At 73.8% G+C, this 18,994-nt stretch carries 17 protein-coding genes and 1 riboswitch; of the genes, 15 read left to right on the top strand and 2 right to left on the bottom strand.

From position 1 onward, the window contains the following. Positions 1 to 115 precede the first annotated feature (115 nt). From ACFVHV_RS13150 to ACFVHV_RS13080, 15 genes are all read left to right on the top strand, one after another. A complete protein-coding gene (locus ACFVHV_RS13150; protein ID WP_359897457.1) occupies positions 116 to 595 on the top strand; it encodes a DUF948 domain-containing protein in 480 nt (159 codons plus the stop codon). A gap of 4 nt (positions 596 to 599) precedes the next feature. Continuing rightward, positions 600 to 1,052, top strand: coding sequence for a DUF6167 family protein (locus tag ACFVHV_RS13145; RefSeq protein ID WP_359897456.1), 453 nt, complete (start codon positions 600 to 602; stop codon positions 1,050 to 1,052). Beyond that, on the top strand, positions 1,052 to 3,721 hold the full coding sequence (gene alaS, locus ACFVHV_RS13140) for an alanine--tRNA ligase (RefSeq protein WP_380351189.1): 2,670 nt from the start codon (positions 1,052 to 1,054) through the stop codon (positions 3,719 to 3,721). The genes ACFVHV_RS13145 and alaS overlap by 1 nt, the downstream gene beginning before the upstream one ends. Then, entirely contained in the window at positions 3,721 to 4,200 is a 480-nt protein-coding gene (gene ruvX, locus ACFVHV_RS13135; protein WP_380351187.1) for a Holliday junction resolvase RuvX, read from the top strand. Before alaS ends, ruvX begins: the two co-directional genes overlap by 1 nt. Before the next feature lie 148 nt (positions 4,201 to 4,348). Further along, on the top strand, positions 4,349 to 5,617 hold the full coding sequence (mltG, locus tag ACFVHV_RS13130; RefSeq protein WP_380351185.1) for an endolytic transglycosylase MltG: 1,269 nt from the start codon (positions 4,349 to 4,351) through the stop codon (positions 5,615 to 5,617). 208 nt (positions 5,618 to 5,825) lie between these two features. Further along, positions 5,826 to 7,775 carry an endolytic transglycosylase MltG gene (gene mltG, locus ACFVHV_RS13125; RefSeq protein ID WP_380351183.1) on the top strand — a complete coding sequence of 650 codons (1,950 nt, stop codon included), beginning with the start codon at positions 5,826 to 5,828 and terminating at the stop codon, positions 7,773 to 7,775. A gap of 42 nt (positions 7,776 to 7,817) precedes the next feature. Beyond that, positions 7,818 to 8,648, top strand: a complete 831-nt coding sequence (locus ACFVHV_RS13120) for a shikimate dehydrogenase (protein ID WP_380351181.1) — start codon at positions 7,818 to 7,820, stop codon at positions 8,646 to 8,648. Positions 8,649 to 8,884: 236 nt separating this feature from the next. Continuing rightward, a complete protein-coding gene (gene aroC, locus ACFVHV_RS13115) occupies positions 8,885 to 10,069 on the top strand; it encodes a chorismate synthase (protein ID WP_380351179.1) in 1,185 nt (394 codons plus the stop codon). Then, positions 10,066 to 10,587, top strand: a complete 522-nt coding sequence (locus ACFVHV_RS13110; RefSeq protein WP_380351178.1) for a shikimate kinase — start codon at positions 10,066 to 10,068, stop codon at positions 10,585 to 10,587. Before aroC ends, ACFVHV_RS13110 begins: the two co-directional genes overlap by 4 nt. Then, positions 10,580 to 11,671, top strand: a complete 1,092-nt coding sequence (aroB, locus tag ACFVHV_RS13105; RefSeq protein ID WP_380351176.1) for a 3-dehydroquinate synthase — start codon at positions 10,580 to 10,582, stop codon at positions 11,669 to 11,671. Before ACFVHV_RS13110 ends, aroB begins: the two co-directional genes overlap by 8 nt. Before the next feature lie 8 nt (positions 11,672 to 11,679). After that, positions 11,680 to 12,108, top strand: coding sequence for a type II 3-dehydroquinate dehydratase (gene aroQ / locus ACFVHV_RS13100; RefSeq protein ID WP_380351208.1), 429 nt, complete (start codon positions 11,680 to 11,682; stop codon positions 12,106 to 12,108). 280 nt (positions 12,109 to 12,388) lie between these two features. Continuing rightward, entirely contained in the window at positions 12,389 to 13,048 is a 660-nt protein-coding gene (locus tag ACFVHV_RS13095; protein WP_380351174.1) for an AAA family ATPase, read from the top strand. Positions 13,049 to 13,197: 149 nt separating this feature from the next. Beyond that, positions 13,198 to 14,007, top strand: a complete 810-nt coding sequence (locus ACFVHV_RS13090; RefSeq protein ID WP_359897445.1) for a DNA-formamidopyrimidine glycosylase family protein — start codon at positions 13,198 to 13,200, stop codon at positions 14,005 to 14,007. Positions 14,008 to 14,144: 137 nt separating this feature from the next. Further along, positions 14,145 to 14,471 carry a putative quinol monooxygenase gene (locus ACFVHV_RS13085; RefSeq protein ID WP_359897444.1) on the top strand — a complete coding sequence of 109 codons (327 nt, stop codon included), beginning with the start codon at positions 14,145 to 14,147 and terminating at the stop codon, positions 14,469 to 14,471. Between the two features lie 70 nt (positions 14,472 to 14,541). Then, a complete protein-coding gene (locus ACFVHV_RS13080; RefSeq protein WP_380351172.1) occupies positions 14,542 to 16,548 on the top strand; it encodes an AAA family ATPase in 2,007 nt (668 codons plus the stop codon). An 8-nt stretch (positions 16,549 to 16,556) separates the two neighbouring features. Here ACFVHV_RS13080 and ACFVHV_RS13075 read toward each other — a convergent pair whose 3' ends face one another. Then, positions 16,557 to 18,230, bottom strand: a complete 1,674-nt coding sequence (locus ACFVHV_RS13075; protein ID WP_380351170.1) for a hypothetical protein — start codon at positions 18,228 to 18,230, stop codon at positions 16,557 to 16,559. Positions 18,231 to 18,288: 58 nt separating this feature from the next. After that, the gene (locus tag ACFVHV_RS13070) at positions 18,289 to 18,672 is read right to left on the bottom strand and encodes a metalloregulator ArsR/SmtB family transcription factor (RefSeq protein ID WP_359897441.1); all 384 of its coding nucleotides are present in this window, start codon (positions 18,670 to 18,672) and stop codon (positions 18,289 to 18,291) included. Positions 18,673 to 18,754: 82 nt separating this feature from the next. Next, a riboswitch (cobalamin riboswitch) is annotated at positions 18,755 to 18,968 on the top strand. Positions 18,969 to 18,994: the final 26 nt, after the last annotated feature.

The following is an 18,994-nucleotide window of genomic DNA, read 5'->3' as shown; positions in this document are numbered from 1 at the left end:
CCGGATCGCCGGGCGAACAACCCGGTCCGGAAACCGGGCCCGGGCGCGATAGGGTTTCCTGCTGGGGCCTGTCTGACAGGCCCAGGAGAACTGCAAGGCGAGGGAGCGCGCAAAGGTGTCCGTGGGAGAGCTGGCCGGATTGCTCGTCGCCGTGTTCTGGGCGGTCCTGGTCACCCTGCTCGCCGTGGTGCTGGTCCGCCTCTCGCGGGTGCTCAAGGAGGCCGCCGTCCTGGTCTCCGCGGTCACCGAACAGGCCGTTCCGCTGCTGACCGACGCGGGCGCCGCGGTGCGCAGCGCCAACGAGCAGCTGGAGCGGGTCGACGAGATCACCGCCAACGTGCAGGACGCCGCCGCCAACGCCAACGCGCTCTCCTCCACCGTGGCCGCCACCCTGGGCGGACCGCTGGTGAAGGTCGCGGCGTTCAGCTACGGCGTGCGCAAGGCCGTCGCCCGGCAGCAGGGCGGCCTGCCGCCGGTGCCGGCGCAGGCCGGCGAGCGCGAGGAGCTGGCCAGGCTGATCCGGGCCGAGGTGCGCGCCGCGACCGCGCCCAGGAGCGGCCTGTTCTCCCGGGTCCGGCGCGCGGTGAGGGGCTGACGGCATGGTGCGACGCATCTTCTGGATGGCGGTCGGCGCCGGCGCCACCGTCTGGGCCATGAACAAGGCCAACGAGGCCGTGCACCGGCTCACCCCGGACAGCCTCTCCGGCACCGCCGCCCGCGGCGCGCTGCACCTGGGCGACCTGGCCAAGCAGTTCGCCCGGGACGTGCAGGCCGGCATGGCCGAGCGCGAGGAGCAGTTGAAGGACGACCTCGGGCTGCACGGCACCGCAGTGGCGGAGCCCCGCGGCGACCGCCGGTCCCTCCTGGGGAAGCGTTCCGCGCTGCCCCCCTCCGGCGAGCCGCAGTACCGAGCTATCTCGGCGGCGCCCGGTAGCCCGGCCGCCGCCCTGCCTCCGTCCCGCAGCTCCCGCACCACCCCCCGGACCACTGAAGAAACGCCCCGCCGCGCCCTGCCGCCGCGGGGCGGCACCCCGAACCGGAAGGACCACTAATGGAGTCGGCTGAGATCCGCCGCCGCTGGCTGCGCTTCTTCGAGGAGCGCGGCCACACCGTCGTTCCGTCGGCGTCCCTGGTCGCCGACGACCCCACCCTGCTGCTCGTCAACGCCGGCATGGTGCCGTTCAAGCCCTACTTCCTGGGCGAGGTCAAGCCGCAGTTCTCGCGCGCCACCAGCGTCCAGAAGTGCGTGCGCACCCTGGACATCGAGGAGGTCGGGAAGACCACCCGGCACGGCTCCTTCTTCCAGATGTGCGGCAACTTCTCCTTCGGCGACTACTTCAAGGAAGGAGCCATCAAGTTCGCGTGGGACCTGCTCACCACCCCCGTCGCGGACGGTGGCTACGGCCTGGAGAAGGAGAAGCTCTGGATCACCGTCTACAAGGACGACGACGAGGCCGAGCAGATCTGGCGTGACGTCATCGGCGTGCCCTCGGAGCGCATCCAGCGCCTGGGCATGAAGGACAACTTCTGGTCGATGGGCGTCCCCGGCCCGTGCGGCCCGTGCTCGGAGATCAACTACGACCGCGGCCCCGCGTACGGCGAGGAGGGCGGCCCGGCCGTCAACGGCGAGCGCTACCTGGAGATCTGGAACCTGGTCTTCATGCAGTACGAGCGCGGCCACGGCGACGGCAAGGACGGCTTCGAGATCCTCGGCGACCTGCCGAGCAAGAACATCGACACCGGCCTCGGCCTGGAGCGCCTCGCCGCCATCCTGCAGGACGTCGACAACCTCTTCGAGATCGACACCAGCCGGATGATCCTCGACCGCGCCGCCGAGCTCACCGGCCACACCTACGGCGCCGACCACAAGTCGGACGTCTCGCTGCGCGTGGTCACCGACCACATCCGCACCGCGCTGATGCTGGTCGGCGACGGCGTCACCCCCGGCAACGAGGGCCGCGGCTACGTGCTGCGCCGCATCCTGCGCCGCGCCATCCGCAACATGCGCCTGCTGGGCGCCACCGAGCCGGTGGCCAAGGAGCTCATCGACGTCGCGATCAAGGCGATGGCCCCGCAGTACCCCGAGCTGGAGAGCGACCGCAAGCGCATCGAGACGGTCGTCGTCGGCGAGGAGGGCGCCTTCCTCCAGACCCTGAAGGCCGGCACCAACCTGCTGGACGTCGCGGTCACCGAGACCAAGCAGGCCGGCGGCGCGGTGCTCTCCGGCGAGCAGGCGTTCAAGCTGCACGACACCTACGGCTTCCCGATCGACCTCACCCTGGAGATGGCCGAGGAGCAGGGCCTCCAGGTGGACGAGTCCGGCTTCCGCCGCCTGATGCAGGAGCAGCGGGACCGGGCCAAGGCGGACGCCAAGGCCAAGAAGATGGGCCACGCCGACGTCGCCGCGTACCGCGAGGTCGCCGACAAGTCCGGCGCCAGCGTCTTCACCGGCTACGCCCTCACCGAGGGCGAGGCCACCGTGGTCGGCCTGCTGGTGGACGGCGTCCCGTCGCCGGCCGCCTCCGAGGGCGACGAGGTCGAGATCATCCTCGACCGCACCCCGTTCTACGCCGAGGGCGGCGGCCAGCTCGCCGACCAGGGCCGGATCCGGCTGGAGTCCGGCGCGGTGGTGGAGATCCGCGACGTGCAGCAGCCCGTCCCGGGCGTCGTGGTGCACTCCGGCGGGGTGCTGTTCGGCGAGGTCGTGCTGGGCGCCTCGGCGTACGCCACGATCGACATCGAGCGCCGCCGGGCGATCGCCCGGGCCCACTCGGCCACCCACCTGACCCACCAGGCGCTGCGCGACGCGCTCGGCCCGACGGCCGCCCAGGCCGGCTCCGAGAACGCCCCCGGCCGCTTCCGCTTCGACTTCGGCTCGCCCGCCGCCGTCCCGGGCAGCGTGCTGGTCGACGTCGAGCAGAAGATCAACGACGTGCTGGGCCGCGAGCTGGAGGTCACCGCCGAGGTCATGACGATGGACCAGGCCCGCAAGGCCGGCGCCATCGCTATGTTCGGCGAGAAGTACGGCGACGAGGTCCGGGTCGTGACCATCGGCGACTTCTCCAAGGAGCTGTGCGGTGGCACCCACGTCGGCAACACCGCCCAGCTGGGCCTGGTGAAGCTGCTCGGCGAGTCCTCGATCGGCTCCGGCGTGCGCCGCGTCGAGGCGCTGGTCGGCACCGACGCGTACCGCTTCCTGGCCCGTGAGCACACCGTGGTCGCCCAGCTCACCGAGCTGGTCAAGGGCCGCCCGGAGGAGCTGCCGGAGAAGATCTCGGGCATGCTCGCCAAGCTCAAGGACGCCGAGAAGGAGATCGAGCGCTTCCGCGCCGAGAAGGTGCTGGCCGCCGCGGCGGGTCTGGCCGACTCGGCCGAGGACGTGCACGGCATCGCCGTGGTCGCCGCGCAGGTCGCCGACGGCGTGGGCGCGGACGAGCTGCGCAAGCTGGTCCTGGACGTGCGCGGCCGCCTCGGCTCGCGCCCGGCCGTGGTCGCCGCCTTCACGGTGGCCAATGACCGCCCGCTGACCGTCATCGCCACCAACGAGGACGCCCGCGGCCGCGGCATCAAGGCCGGCGAGCTGGTCCGGACCGCGGCCAAGACCCTCGGCGGCGGCGGTGGCGGCAAGGACGACGTCGCCCAGGGCGGCGGCTCCAACCCGGCCGCGGTCGGCGAGGCCATCGCCGCGGTGCGCGGCCTGGTCGCGGAGCGCGCCAGCTGATGGAGCAGGAGGAGAGGACCTTCCGGCGTGGGCGGCGGATCGCCGTCGACGTCGGGGACGCCCGGATCGGGGTCGCGTCCTGCGACCCCGACGGGGTGCTCGCCACGCCCGTGGAGACCGTCCCGGCCGGGGTGAAGTCGCAGGCCAGGATCGCCGCCATCGTCGACGAGTACGGCGCGATGGAGGTGATCGTCGGGCTGCCGCGCTCGCTCAGCGGCAAGGAGGGCCCGGCGGCGGAGAAGGTCCGGGCGTACGCGGCCCGGCTGGCCGCCCGGCTCTACCCGGTGCCGGTGCGGCTGGTGGACGAGCGGATGTCGACCGTCACCGCGACCCACGGGCTGCGCGCCTCGGGGGTCAAGGCGAAGAAGGGCCGCTCGGTGGTGGACCAGGCCGCCGCGGTGGTGATCCTCCAGACCGCCCTTGAGTCCGAACGGGTGAGCGGACGCCCGCCCGGTGAGAGCGTCGAGGCGGTCGGCTGACCGGTCTGATCTAACGTCCCGTTTGAGGGGTCCGTGCGGACGCGTCCGCACGGACCCTTTTTCGTTCGCTTCCGTGTCCGTTATGGATCGATTCGTATCGATTCATATTGATCCGGATCGATCCGGGACCGCCGAGGGGGCGCGAGCCATGACCGACCAGGACTTCCACCCGGGGCTCACGCCGGGGCATCTGGGCGCGCCGGTGCTGGAACCGGAGGGCCGTCCGCCGGGCGCGCCCCGCCCGCGCTTCGATGCGCCGGATCCGCACCGACGGCGCAACGGGCTGGCCTGCGGGCTCACCGCACTCGCGCTGATCGCGGTGTTCGGCGGGATCGGGCTGACCGGCTACACCTGGCTCCAGGCGCAGCGCAAACCCCCGGCCGCCGCCGACTTCGCCGGGCAGGGCACCGGCAGCGTGCAGGTCTCCGTCCCGGAGGGCGCCGGCCTCTCCCAGATCGCCTCCGCGCTGGTCCGCAACGGGGTGGTGGCCAGCTCGCTCGCCTTCACCCGGGCCGCGAAGGGCAGCGCGGCGGCGGCCGGGCGGATCCAGCCCGGGACGTACACGCTGAAGCAGAAGATGTCGGCCGCGGCGGCGCTGGCGATCCTGATCGACCCGGCCAACGCCAACGGCCTGACCATCCCCGAGGGCTGGCGCGGCTACCAGATCTACGCGGCCATCGACCGGAAGCTGAACCTGCCCGCGGGCACCGCCCAGAAGACCGCCCAGGACCAGGGCGCCGAACTCGGCCTGCCCGACTTCACCAACGGCAGCCCGGAGGGCTACCTCTTCCCGGCGACGTACAGCGTCACCGAGGGCACCACCGCCTTCGACCTGCTGAAGCAGATGGTGGACCGGGCCGGCCGGGAGTTCGGCCGGGACGACGCCACCGTGGTCGCGCAGAACCTCGGGCAGAGCGTGTACGGGCTGATCACCGTGGCCAGCATGGTCCAGGGCGAGGCCGACAACACCGAGGACATGGGCAAGGTGGCCCGGGTGATCTACAACCGGCTGGCCAAGGGCATGCCCCTGCAGCTGGACTCCACCATCAACTACGCGCTCGGCCGCTCGACCCTGAACACCTCGGTGACCGACACCAGGCTGGACTCCCCGTACAACACCTACCTGCACCCCGGGCTGCCGCCGAGCCCGATCTCCAACCCCGGGCGGCAGGCGATCCTGGCCGCGCTGGACCCGACGCCAGGGGACTGGCTGTACTTCGTCACCGTGAAACCGGGGGACACCCGCTTCACCGACAGCTTCGACGTTCAGCAACGCAACGTGGCCGAGTTCAACGCCAACCGGGCGGCGGCCAGGCCCAGTGCCCCGGACGCGGGCCCGTCCTCCCCGGCGCCCTCCGGTCCGGGGGGCGCGGGCGGGGCCGGGGCGCCGTCCGGGTCCGGTGCGGGGGCGCCGTGACGGTGTCGGGGGCAGCGTAACGGTGTTGTGTGCCGTCGGTGAGATCGCTCACTGACCGTGCGTCCGCCCGGGCGGGGGTAAGGCTGCGGTACGGTAACGTCTCCCTCCAGGCGCTGCGCTAGCACGCCGGTTCGAGAATCAGCCGGGACCGCGTCGTCCCGGACGGCCGGTTTGATCCTCCGGTCGTCACCGTCGGTTAAGGGGATCGATGACCGATCTGGGTGGGGGCTACGGCCCCCAGGGCGAGCCGTGGCACCCCGGTGATCCCGGGTACGACGGCCGGCAGCCGGTCCCCGGCCAGCAGGACGGCCAGTGGCAGCAGCAGTACCCGCAGCAGGGCCAGGCGGCCCAGCAGCAGTACGGGGACGTGCAGCAGGGGTACGCCCAGCAGCAGATGACGCCGCAGATGCAGCAGCAGATGATGGCGCAGCAGGGCTATCCGCAGCAGCAGCAGCAGGCGCAGATGCCGCAGCAGGGTTACCCGGGCGGTCAGCAGGGCTACCCCCAGCAGGTGCCGCAGCAGGGCTACCCCCAGCAGGGGTACGCGCAGCAGCAGGTGCAGCAGGGCTACCCGCAGCAGCAGATGCCCCAGCAGCAGGTGCCGATGCCGCAGCAGGGCTACCAGCAGGGCTTCCCCGGCGGCCAGCAGGCCGCCCAGCAGCAGGCCCCCCAGCAGCAGATCCCTCAGCAGCAGGTGCCCCTGCCCCAGCAGCACGCCCAGCCCCAGCAGGACCAGTCCCAGCAGGCTCCCCAGCAGGAGCAGCAGACGCCGCGGCGACGGCGGCGGCAGCAGCCGGAGGCCCCGGCGCCCGCGCCGGCCTCCGGCCCGGGCCCGGACGGGATCGACTGGGAGGCCGAGGCCGCCGCGCTGGAGGCCGGCGCCGACCCGGTCGGTGCCCCGCGCGAGGCCGGGACGGACGAGTGGGACGGCCACCAGGACGTCCGCCAGCAGGACGTCCGTCACGAGGACGACGGCTACCTCGACGAGCACGCCGAGGCCGGGGAAGCCGGCTTCCTCGGGGAGCAGGACGAGTCCCGCGAGGCCCAGAAGAAGCGCAAGGAGAAGGGCAAGAAGTCGGGCCGCCGCAACGGCGGCGCCTGTCTGCTGGTCGCGCTGGTGCTGCTCGGCGCCGTGGGCGGGGCCGGCTGGTGGGGCTACGGCTTCTACCAGAGCCACTTCGGCCCGCCGGAGGACTTCACCGGCGAGGGCACCGGCTCCGTCCAGGTCGAGGTCAAGAAGGGCGCGGTCGGCGGGCAGATCGGCCTGGCGCTGAAGAACGCCGGCGTGGTCAAGAGCGTCGACGCGTTCTCCGCGGCCTGCAAGGCCGAGCCCAAGTGCGGCACCATCCAGTACGGCTACTACGGGCTGAAGAAGGAGATGCCGGCCGCGGCCGCGCTCAAGGAGCTGCTCGCCCAGGCGGGCGGCGCGGCGATCGTCGTCCCCGAGGGCAAGAACTCCACCGAGATCTACACCCTCATCGACACCAAGCTGAAGCTGCAGGCGGGCACCACGGCGGGCGTCGCCAAGGCCCAGGTCAACGACCTCGGCCTGCCGCCGTACGCCAACGGCAACATCGAGGGCTTCCTCTGGCCGACCCGCTACAACATCGCCGAGGGCATGAAGCCCGAGGACCTGCTCAAGCAGATGGTGAAGAACGCCACCGAGAAGTACGCAGGCCTGGACGCCCAGGCCGCCTCGGTGGGGCTGAAGACCGGCTACGAGGTGCTCATCGAGGCGAGCATCCTCCAGCGCGAGGGCAACAACCCGGAAGACTTCGCCAAGATGGCCAAGACCATCCAGAACCGGCTGGCGGCCGGCGGCGAGATCAACCACCGGCTGGGCATGGACACCACGCTCCAGTACTCGCTGAACCGCAAGGACCTCGACAAGAAGGACATGGACGACGCGTCCAACAAGTACAACACCTACATCAACCCGGGCCTGCCGCCCGGTCCGATCTCCAACCCCGGCGACGACGCGCTCAACGCGACGCTGCACCCGGCGGACGGGAAGTGGCTGTACTTCATCGCGATGTCCCCGACCCAGACCCGGTTCGCCGAGACGAGCAAGGAGCACTACGCCAACGTCAAGGAGTACTGCCAGTCGGCGGGGCAGGGCTTCGACGAGGCGCGCGGTCACTGCACCACCAAGAAGTAGCCACGGCCGGACGACAGTCCGCCAGTTCGCGGAGAGGCAGCGTTGACCAGCAAGCACCGGGCGGCCGTTCTCGGTTCGCCGATCGCCCACTCGCTCTCGCCGGACCTGCACCGGGCCGCCTTCGCGGCGCTCGGACTGGACGGCTGGCGCTACGACCGCTTCGAGGTCGACGAGGCCGGGCTGCCCGGGTTCGTCGCCGCGCTGGACGAGGCCGAGTGGGCCGGGCTGTCGCTCACCATGCCGCTGAAGCGGGCGGTCATCCCGCTGCTCGACGAGGTCAGCGCGACGGCCCGCTCGGTGGACGCGGTGAACACCGTGGTGTTCACCGCCGACGGTCGGCGCACCGGGGACAACACCGACGTTCCGGGGCTGGTCAACGCGCTGCGCGAGCGCGGGATCACCGAGGTGCCCGAGGCGGCCGTCCTGGGCGCCGGGGCCACCGCCTCCTCGGCGCTGGCCGCACTCGCCCAGATCTGCACCGGTGAGGTGACGGTCTACGTGCGCAGTGCCGAGCGGGCCCGGGAGATGGCCGAGCTGGGCGAGCGGCTGGGCGTGGCCGTCCGCACCGCCGACTGGGAGCGCGGCGCCGAGGCGCTGGCCCGGCCGCTGACCGTCTCCACCACGCCGGTGGGCGCGACGGACGTCTTCGCCGACGAGCTGCCCGCCGAGCCGGGCGCGCTGTTCGACGTGCTGTACCACCCGTGGCCGACGGCGCTGGCCGCCGCCTGTGCCGGGCGCGGGGCGACCGTCCTGGGCGGGCTGGACCTCCTGGTGCACCAGGCGGTGCTGCAGAGCGAGGCCTTCACCGGGCGGACGCCCGGGCCGCTGGCGGCGATGCGCGAGGCGGGGGAGAAGGCGCTCGCCGGGCACTGAGCCCCCCGCGCCGAGTGGCGGGGGCACCGGTCGCGGGCCCGGTCCTCCGGCCGGGTGCCGGGCCCGTCCTGCGGCCGGTTCCCCGGGTGGTTCCCGGCCGGATGGTGGCCGGTTGCCGTCCGGCACGCGGACTGTGCCCCCAGGTGCTGCTGGGGCATGAAAGGATTCAGGCACAAGGCACGCCCGGGGCGGGCCCCGGCGGTGCCGAGGTCCGGTCCGCTGATGAAGGAGCTCCGTTGGGTACGTTGCGCTGGCTGACGGCGGGGGAGTCGCACGGCCCCGCACTCGTCGCGACGCTGGAAGGCCTGCCCGCCGGTGTACCGGTCACCACCGCTGTGGTGGCCGACGCGCTGGCGCGCCGCCGGCTCGGTTACGGCCGCGGGGCGCGGATGAAGTTCGAGCAGGACGAGGTGACCTTCCTCGGCGGCGTCCGGCACGGTCTGACCATGGGCAGCCCGGTCGCGGTCATGGTCGGCAACACCGAGTGGCCGAAGTGGGAGCAGGTCATGTCGGCCGACCCGGTCGACCCCGAGGTGCTGGCGGGCCTGGCCCGCAACGAGGCGCTCACCCGCCCCCGGCCCGGCCACGCCGACCTGGCCGGCATGCAGAAGTACTCGATCGACGAGGCCCGGCCGATCCTGGAGCGCGCCAGCGCCCGGGAGACGGCCGCCCGGGTCGCGCTGGGCGCCGTCGCCCGCGCGTACCTCCGCGAGGTGGCCGGCATCGAGATCGTCAGCCACGTGGTCGAGCTGGCCGCGGCCAAGGCGCCGGCCGGTGTGGTGCCGCTGCCCTCGGACGAGGCGCGACTGGACGCCGACCCGGTGCGCTGCCTGGACGCCGACGCCTCGAAGGCGATGGTCGCCGAGATCGACCAGGCCCACAAGGACGGCGACACCCTGGGCGGCGTGGTCGAGGTGCTGGCGTACGGCGTGCCGGTGGGCCTCGGCTCGCACGTGCACTGGGACCGCCGGCTGGACGCGCGGCTGGCCGCCGCGCTGATGGGCATCCAGGCGATCAAGGGCGTCGAGGTCGGCGACGGCTTCGAGCTGGCCCGGGTGCCGGGCTCCAAGGCGCACGACGAGATCGTCCCGACCGCCGAGGGCGTCAAGCGGACCTCCGGCCGCTCCGGCGGCACCGAGGGCGGCCTGTCCACCGGTGAGGTGCTGCGGGTGCGCGCCGCGATGAAGCCGATCGCCACCGTGCCGCGGGCGCTCCAGACCCTGGACGTGCGCACCGGCGAGCCGGCCAAGGCGCACCACCAGCGCTCGGACGTCTGCGCGGTGCCGGCCGCGGGCATCGTCGCCGAGGCGATGGTCGCGCTGGTGCTGGCGGACGCGGTGAACGAGAAGTTCGGCGGCGACAACGTCTCCGAGACCCGCCGCAACGTGCAGAGCTACCTCGACAACCTGATCATCCGATGACCAGTCCCGTTGTGGTGCTGGTCGGCCCGCCCGGCAGTGGCAAGTCCACCGTCGGGCGGGTCCTGGCCGAGCGCCTGGGCGTGGGCTTCCGGGACACCGACGCCGACATCGAGGCGACCGTCGGAAAGCCCATCCCGGACATCTTCGTCGACGAGGGCGAGCCGCACTTCCGCGCGCTGGAGGCGGCGGCCGTGCGCGCGGCCGCCGAGGGGCACGACGGGGTCCTGGCGCTCGGCGGCGGCGCGGTGCTGGCCGAGGCCACCCGCGCGCTGCTGCACGAGCTGCCGGTGGTCCTCCTGGAGGTGCCGCTCGCCGACGCCGTCAAGCGGGTCGGCCTGGACGCCCCGCGCCCGCTGCTGGCCGTCAATCCGCGGGCCCGCTGGCGCGAGCTGATGGAGGCCCGCCGCCCCCTCTACCTGGAGGTGGCCACCGCCGTGGTCGACACCGCCGGGCGCAGCCCGGAGCAGGTCGCGGACGCCGTACTGGAAGCACTGGAGCTGAAGACCCCCCATGACTGACACCACCGTCAGGATCCACGTCGGCGGCAGCGCCGGCCACGACCCGTACGACGTGCTGATCGGGCACCAGCTGCTCGGTGAGCTGGCGCCGCTGATCGGCACCCGGGCCAAGCGGGTCGCGATCATCCACCCGGAGGCGCTGGCCGCCACCGCCGACGCGATCCGCGACGACCTGGTCGGCGAGGGCTACGAGGCCATCGCGCTGCAGGTGCCCAACGCCGAGGAATCCAAGAGCGTCGAGGTCGCCGCGTACTGCTGGTCGGTGCTCGGGCAGACCGGCTTCACCCGCAGCGACGTCGTCGTCGGCCTCGGCGGCGGCGCCACCACGGACCTGGCCGGCTTCGTCGCCGCCACCTGGCTGCGCGGGGTGCGCTGGATCTCCATGCCCACCACGCTGCTCGGCATGGTCGACGCGGCCGTCGGCGGCAAGACCGGCATCAACATCGCCGAGGGCAAGAACATGGTCGGCGCCTTCCACCCGCCGGTGGGCGTGCTGGCCGACCTCGGCACCCTGGAGACCGTGCCCAAGCACGACTACGTCTCCGGCCTGGCCGAGGTCATCAAGTGCGGCTTCATCGCCGACCCGGCCATCCTCGACCTGATCGAGGCCGACCCGGAGGGCGCGAGGACGCCGGCCGGGCCGCACACCGTCGAGCTGATCCGCCGGGCCATCCAGGTCAAGGCCGACGTGGTCTCCGGGGACCTCAAGGAGTCCGGCCGCCGCGAGATCCTCAACTACGGCCACACCCTCGGCCACGCCATCGAGCGCAACGAGCGGTACAAGTGGCGGCACGGCGCCGCGATCTCCATCGGCATGGTCTTCGCCGCCGAACTCGGCCGCCTGGCCGGGCGGTTGGACGACGAGACGGCCGACCGGCACCGCACCGTGCTGGCCTCGGTCGGCCTGCCGCTGAGCTACCGGGCGGACGCCTGGCCGAAGCTGCTGGACGCGATGAAGATCGACAAGAAGTCGCGCGGCGACCTGATCCGCTTCATCGTGCTGGACGGCCTGGGCAAGACCTCGGTGCTGGAGGGCCCCGACCCGTCGCTGCTGGTCGCCGCGTACGCGGAGGTCTCGGCGTGACCAGGGTGATGGTGCTCAACGGCCCCAACCTGGGCCGGCTGGGCAGCCGGGAGCCGGACGTCTACGGCGCCACCTCGTACGCCGGACTGGTCGAGCGCTGCACCGCGCTGGGCAAGGAGTTCGGCTTCGAGGTCGAGGTGCACGAGACCAACTCCGAGCAGCAGATGGTGGAGTGGCTGCACGAGGCGGCCGACGGGCAGGTGCCGGTGGTGATCAACCCCGGCGCGTTCACCCACTACTCGTACGCGATGCGGGACGCCGCGGCCCAGCGCACCGCGCCGCTGATCGAGGTGCACATCTCCAACCCGTACGCCCGGGAGGCCTTCCGGCACACCTCGGTGATCGCCGCGGTGGCCTCCGGCACCATCGCCGGCTTCGGGCTCGGCTCCTACGAGCTGGCGCTGCGCGCGCTGGCCGAGCGGCTCACCACCCGCTGAGGGTACGGGCGGTGGCCCGGCGGCGGACTGTGCCGGCCGCCGGGCCGCCGTGTAGTGTCCCCGCTGAGAGGTGTCGGGAGGTGCCGTGACGCAGTACGCCGGAGGTGGGCAGGTCCCGCCGCGTCCCGTCGCTCCACCGGTGCCGCCGGGGGGCGGGACACGGGGGACGTCGTCGGGGGCGCCGCTCGCCCCTCCGTCCCCGCCGGTCCGGCCGGCGCCCGCGGCCCCCGCCGCTCCCGGGCCCGTCGCCCGTTCCGCCCCGGCCCCCGCGGCCGCACCCGTGCCGAGCGCCCCGGTGCCCGCCGGCGGCACCGGGCACTTCGTGCTGCCGTCCGGCGCGCCCGTCCAACTGCCCACCCACCCGCCGCGGCAGCACGCGGCCACCGGGCCGATCGCCGTCCTGCTGATCGGACCGGCCGGGGCCGGCAAGACCACCGTCGCCCGCCACTGGGCCGAGCGGCGGCCCACCCCGACCGCGCACATCAGCCTGGACGACGTCCGCGAGTGGGTGCAGTCCGGCTTCGCGAACCCGCAGTCGGGCTGGAACAACGCCTCCGAGGCGCAGTACCGGCTGGCCCGCCGCACCTGCGGCTTCGCGTGCCGCAACTACCTGGCCAACGGCATCTCCTGCATCATCGACGACGCCGTCTTCCCGGACCGCCCGGCGATCGGCCTCGGCGGCTGGAAGCGGCACATCGGCCCCGGCATGATCCCGGTCGTCCTGCTGCCCAGCCTGGACTCCGTCCTGCACCGCAACGCCCGGCGCAGCGGCAACCGCCGTCTCGGGGACGAGGAGGTCGCCCGCATCCACGGGCGGATGGCCGGCTGGTACAACTCCGGGCTGCCGATCATCGACAACTCCGCCCTGGACGTCGCCGGGACGGCCGCCGAGCTGGACCGCGTCATCCTGGCCCGGCTGATGGGCATCCCGGTCCGCTGAACCGCCGCCCCGGCCCCGCGGAGCCGCGCCCTTCCCGGTCCGCCGGGCCGCGCCCTTCCCGGTCCGCCGGCCTGCGGCGTCGCGGAGCTGTCGGAGCCGGCTGCGATGATGGACGGGTCATGTCGCCGCGCCCGGAGGAGCCGACGCCCGTGCCCGAAGGCCACATCATCCACCGCCTCGCCACCGAGAACCGGAAGGCCTTCGGCGGCCGCCCGGTGCGGGTCTCCAGCCCGCAGGGCCGGTTCGCCGACGAGGCCAAGGTGATCGACGGGCAGCTGCTCACCGGTGCGGAGGCCACCGGCAAGCACCTCTTCCTCGGCTTCGAGGAGGGCGCCTGGGTGCACGTCCACCTCGGCCTCTACGGCGGCTTCACCTTCGGCACCGGCCCGGCGCCCGAGCCGGTCGGGCTGGTCCGGCTGCGGCTGGAGAACGAGGACGGCTACGCCGACCTGCGCGGCCCCAACACCTGCGCGCTCGTCACCGAGGGCCAGAAGGCCGCCGTCGCCGCCCGGCTGGGCCCCGACCCGCTGCGCGCCGACGCCGACCCGGAGGCCGCCTGGCGCCGGATATCGGGCAGCCGCACGACCGTCGCGGCACTGCTGATGGACCAGAAGGTGCTGGCCGGGGTGGGCAACGTCTACCGGGCCGAGGTGCTGTTCCGCCACGGCATCGACCCGCACCGGGCCGGGCGCGACCTCACCCGCCGGGAGTGGGACGCGGTCTGGGCCGACCTGGTCGCCCTGATGCGCGAGGGCGTCACCGCCGGCCGGATCGACACCGTCCGCCCGGAGCACACCCCCGAGGCGATGGGCCGCCCGCCCCGGGTGGACGACCACGGCGGCGAGGTGTACGTCTACCGGCGGGCCGCCATGCCCTGCCTGGTCTGCGGCACCGACGTGCGGACGGAGGCGCACGCCGCCCGCAACCTCTTCTGGTGCCCGGGCTGCCAGTCGGCGTGACGGGCGCCCGATCGTGACGCGTGCTGCCCCCGTGTCGTGGACAGCCCTTCTGAGCTGCGACGATGGACGTCGAGCGCGCCGAGCCGCGCGCCCCTGTCCGCACGGCCACGTGTGAACGTGGAGCGAAAGGAAGTCCCATGATCTTCATCACGGTCAAGTTCCCGGTCCGCCCCGAGCGCGCCGACGAGTGGCTGGGCCTGGTCGACGAGTTCACCCGGGCCACCCGCCAGGAGCCCGGCAACCTCTTCTTCGAGTGGTCCCGCAGCGTCGACGACCCCAACGAGTTCGTCCTGGTCGAGGCGTTCCGCGACGGCGACGCGGGCAAGGAGCACGTGGAGTCCGCGCACTTCGCCAAGGCCATGGAGGAGCTGTCGTACGCGGTGGCCGCCAAGCCGCGGATCGTCTCGACCGAGATCCCCGGCCTGGACGGCTGGGCGGAGATGGGCGAGATCACCCCCCGGTGACCTCCGAGTGCCCCTCCGGCCGGGTGCCCAGCCCGTAGGCTGGGGCCGACCGGCCGGAGGGAGCAGGCGGATGGAGCGGCACGAGGTGGCCAACACCGTGTCGGGGGCCACGGTGGGCGGCCACGTGGTGCAGGCCGGGAGCATCGGGGCGCTGCACCTGCACCAGCCGCGGGCGGTGCCGAGGCCGCATCAGATCCGGTCCCCGCACGGCCCGTTCGTCAACCGGGAGCCGGAACTCGCCGCGCTGACCGAGGCCTTGGGCCGGGTCGTGGAGGGCGGACTCGGGGTCGTGGTGTTCACCGGCCTCGGCGGGGTCGGGAAGACCGAGCTGATCGCCAGGTTCACCGAGGAGCACCGGGAGCACTTCCCGGGCGGGGACCTCTACGCCGACCTGAAGGCCTACCGGCACCAGGGCGGGGTGGACCTCCCCGAGCTGCTGGCCGGATTCCTGCGCGCCCTCGGCACCGAGCCCCCGGCCGCGGAGGCCGAGCGGTTCACGGCGTTCCGCACCGCCACCGCCGAGCGCCGGTGCCTGTTCTTCCTGGACAACGTCGAGCACGCCGCGGAGGTCCGTGCGCTGCTCCCGTCCTGCGGGCTGGTGGTGGTCGCGAGCCGCCGGCGGCTGCCCGCGCTGCGGACGGACGGTGCCGTGGTGCGCCGGCTCGGCCCGCTGAGCGCGAGGGCGGGCGCCGAGCTGGTGCGCGGCTGGGTGGGCCCGGGGCGGGGCACCGACGGGGAACTGGCGGAACTGGTCGAGCTGTGCGGCGGGCTGCCGCTCGCGCTGAACGCGGTCGGGAGCCAGCTGCTGGACCGGGACCACCTGCCGGTCGGCCGGGTGGTGGCCGAACTCCACGACCGGGAGGGCAGGTTGGCGATGCTGGAGGACGAGGAGAGCGATCTCGGCGCGACCTACGACCTGGTCTACGAGCGGCTGTCGGCGCCGGGCCGGGCGCTCTACCACCTGATCGGCGTGCACCCCGGCCCCTTCGTCTCCGCCGAACTGGCGCGTGCGGTCGGCGTCGAGCGGGCCGGGCAGGCGATCGGGGAGCTGCGGGGCGTCCACGTGCTGGACGAGGTGCTGGACGGCGACCGCGAGGACCGCTTCCGGGCCCACGACGTGGTGCGGCTGCACGCCTACGGCCGGACCCGGGAACTGGCCGGCCGCGGGGAACTCCTCGCCGCCGTCGTGGCGTACTACCGGGGCCGGGCCTCGGTCGCCGACCGTGCGATGGCCGGGAGCAGGCTCCGCCTGCAGGACCCGAGCGGCGACGACCTGCCCGGCTTCGCCTCCGACACCGCGGCCCTGGAGTGGCTGTACGCGGAACGGGCCAACTTCCGCGCGGTGGTGGAGGAGGCGGCCCGGCAGGGGTGGCACGGCGAGGTGTGGCGGCTGTGCGAGTCGCTCTGGCTGCTGTACCACGACCGCAGGCTCTACCAGGACTGGATCGCCACCCACCGGCTCGGCATCGAGTCGGCCCAGTGGGACAACCAGCCGGCCGCCGTGGTCCGGATGCGCAACCAGCTCGCCCGGGCCCACTTCGACCGCAAGGAATACCGGCTCGCCGCCGAGCAGTTGGCGCTCGCCGCGGAGCAGGTCCCGCTGGTGACCGACCGTCGGGTGGTGGGGGTGCTCCACGAGACGGACGGTCTGCTCTGCCTGGCCGACGGCCGCCCGGGCGACGCGGTGCGGCGGTTCACGCTGGCTCTGGCGGCGAACCGGGGCGACGAGCACGGCGAGATCGTCCAGAGCTACAACCTGGCGCAGGCGCTGATCGCCGACGGCCGCGCGCAGGAGGCGCTGGCCCGGCTGGCCGAGGCCACCGCGCAGGCCGAGCGGACGCGGGACGAGGACATGCTGATGAAGCTGCCGCTGGTCCGCGCCCGGGCCCACCGGGCGCTCGGGCAGCCGGAGCTCGCCGCCGTCCACGCGGGCGACTGCGCCCGGCGGGCCGAGGAGCGCGGCCAGTACGCGAAGGAGGCGCAGGCCCACACCCTGCTGCTCGCCCTCGCCGAGGAGCTGGACGACGCGGAGCTCGCGGAGCGCAGCCGGGCGCGGCTGCGGGAGCTGCCGGAGTAGCGCCCTTCTCAGGGGCCGGTACGGAAGGACACCCGGGTGCGGTGCTCGCCGGTGCGGACGGTGAGGCCGTGCCGGGGGAGGCCGGCCGGGTCGCCGCCGTCGGCGAGCCAGCAGGCCACGGCGGAGCCGAGCAGCAGCGGGTCGACGGCGGGGTCGGGGCAGGTCCAGTCCGGTTCGGCGCGGGCCTCCAGCAGCAGGCCGGCGCGCAGTCGGAGCAGGTGGCGGGCCGGGCCGAGGGCGGCCACCGCGACGGCGAGGCCGGGGAGTTCGGCGGCGGAGTCGGCGAGCCAGCGGGCGGCGGGGCGTTCGGCGTGCACCTCGGTGCGGGCCAGGACCTCGGCGGTGTAGCGCAGGGCGTCGCCCGGGTGCTCGTCGGTGAGGGCGTGGAAGCCGCGCGGGGCGTGGTCGTGCGGGTCGAAGGGGTAGCGCCGCAGGCTGACCTCGGTGCCCTCGCTCCGGCCCTCGACGTCGTAGGCGGTGGGCCGGTCGACGGTGCCGGGGCACGGGGCCGGCCTGGGGTAGGGCGGCAGGGCCGGTTCGTCCCCGGGCTCGTCCAGCCCGGCCAGGAAGGAGTGCAGCAGCGGGCGCAGCAGCCGGGCGGATTCGCCGCGGTGGGCGAGCGAGCGGTCGGTGATCGCGCTCAGGTCGGCCGGGTCCCGGGCGAGGGCCTGTTCGACCTGGGCGGCGAGGTCCCCGTCCGGGTCGAGGACGGGCGCTGCCTGGCCGAAGGCGTAGCCGGGGGAGCGGGGGTCGAGTTCGGCGGCGCCGGTGGCGACGAGCAGGGTGCGGTGGTTCAGGGCGGCGCCGTAGACGGTGACCGAGCCGTGGTCGCCGATCACGCAGTCGGCGGCGACGAGCGCGGCCTGCCAGCCCTGGTGGGGCGGGATCAGGCGCAGGCCCATCCGGCGGGCGTCGTCGAGCAGCGCCTCGGGGTCGTGGCGGCTCCACACGTTGGGGTGCAGGACGACGGCGACCGTGTACTCGTCGGCGGGGAGCCGGCGGACCAGCCGCCGGGGGAGGTCCGGGCGGCGGCCGAACAAGGAGTGCTCGCTCCAGGTGGAGCTGACGACGACGAGCCGTCGGCCGCCGGTGGCGCCGAGTGCGGCGCGGTAGCCGTCGCGGGAGCGCCGGCTGCCGAGCATCCGGTCGAAGCAGGGGTCGCCGACCACCCGGGCGACGTCCAGCGCCTCGGGGCAGGAGACCCGCAGCCGGTCCAGCTGCTCGGGGTGGGAGAGGCCGAGGACGTCCACGAACACCCGTCCGCGGTGGGTGAGTTCGTTGCGGGACAGACCGGCGGCGGTGACCGTGTCGCCGGTGGACTCGGTGACCAGCCGGTTGTAGCCGACGCCGTGCGGGAGGACGACGAGGCGGGCGTCCAGCCGGTGCATGGAGGAGTGGACGGCGCAGGCGACGGCCAGGTCGAAGCGGCGGCTGACGGCGTCCTCCCAGTCCAGCACGGTGAAGCCGGGCAGGCCGTGCAGGTACTCGTCCAGGGCGCGGTCGGCGAAGGCGGAGCCGGGGTTGACGGTGAAGTACCGGTCGATGCCGTCCGGGTTCAGCAGGGTCAGGACGTCCAGGACCCGGGTGGCCGAGGTGAGGGTGCGGGCGACCGCCAGCACGCGGGCCCTGACCGGTCGGGTGTTCCACCGGTCGGCGGGCCAGGCGTGGGGGCGGGACGGCACGTCATGATCGTACTCATCCGCTCCGGCCGCGGCGCGGTTCCGGGGCCGGGCCAGTGGGTCAGCCCGTGGCCGCGGTGGGCTCGTGGTGTTCACCGGCGGCGCACTCGTCGAGGAGGGGGCGCATGGCCTCGTCCACGAGCTGGTAGCGCACCACGCGTCCGTCCCGGTCGCCGGTGACCACGCCGGCCGTGCGGAGCAGCCGCAGGGCCTGGGAGACGGCGGGGTCGCGCATGCCGGTGGCGACCGCGAGGTCGGTGACGGCGAGCGGCCCGGCCCGGTGGAGGGCGAGCAGCAGGGCGAGCCGGCCGGGGTCGGCGAGCAGGGAGAACCGCTCGGCCCAGGACCGGACGTGGGCCGGGTCGCCGATCGCGGCGATGGCCTCGCAGACCCGGTGCCCGTCGATGGTGCGGTGGCCCGCGCGGTCGGCCGGTACGAGATGCATGCGGACATTCTCGCAGGCGGCGGTCTGTGATCCTGGACACCTGCGCAGGTGCGCAACCTTGCACGGGTCGGGGCGTGACCCCTACGGTGTTCCCCGCCGTGGTGCTCGGGAAGACCGGTGACGGACCCTCAGGGGTCCCAGCCCGGAGCGGCCCTCGCCACTGTGATCGGGTCGTTCCTCCGTCCGCGGAGGAACGTCGTCCGTACCCATGGAGCCACTGGGCGCCTCGTGCGCTTGGGAAGGCGGGTGCGGGTGTCCCGTCAGCCAGGAGACCGGCCACGGCATCTCACGAGGTTTTCCACGAGGTGCTGGAGCGTGATCC

This window comes from Kitasatospora sp. NPDC127116, from assembly GCF_042677365.1.
Lineage (GTDB): Bacteria > Actinomycetota > Actinomycetes > Streptomycetales > Streptomycetaceae > Kitasatospora > Kitasatospora lactacystinica.
This window is presented reverse-complemented; position numbering and strand designations above follow the sequence as displayed.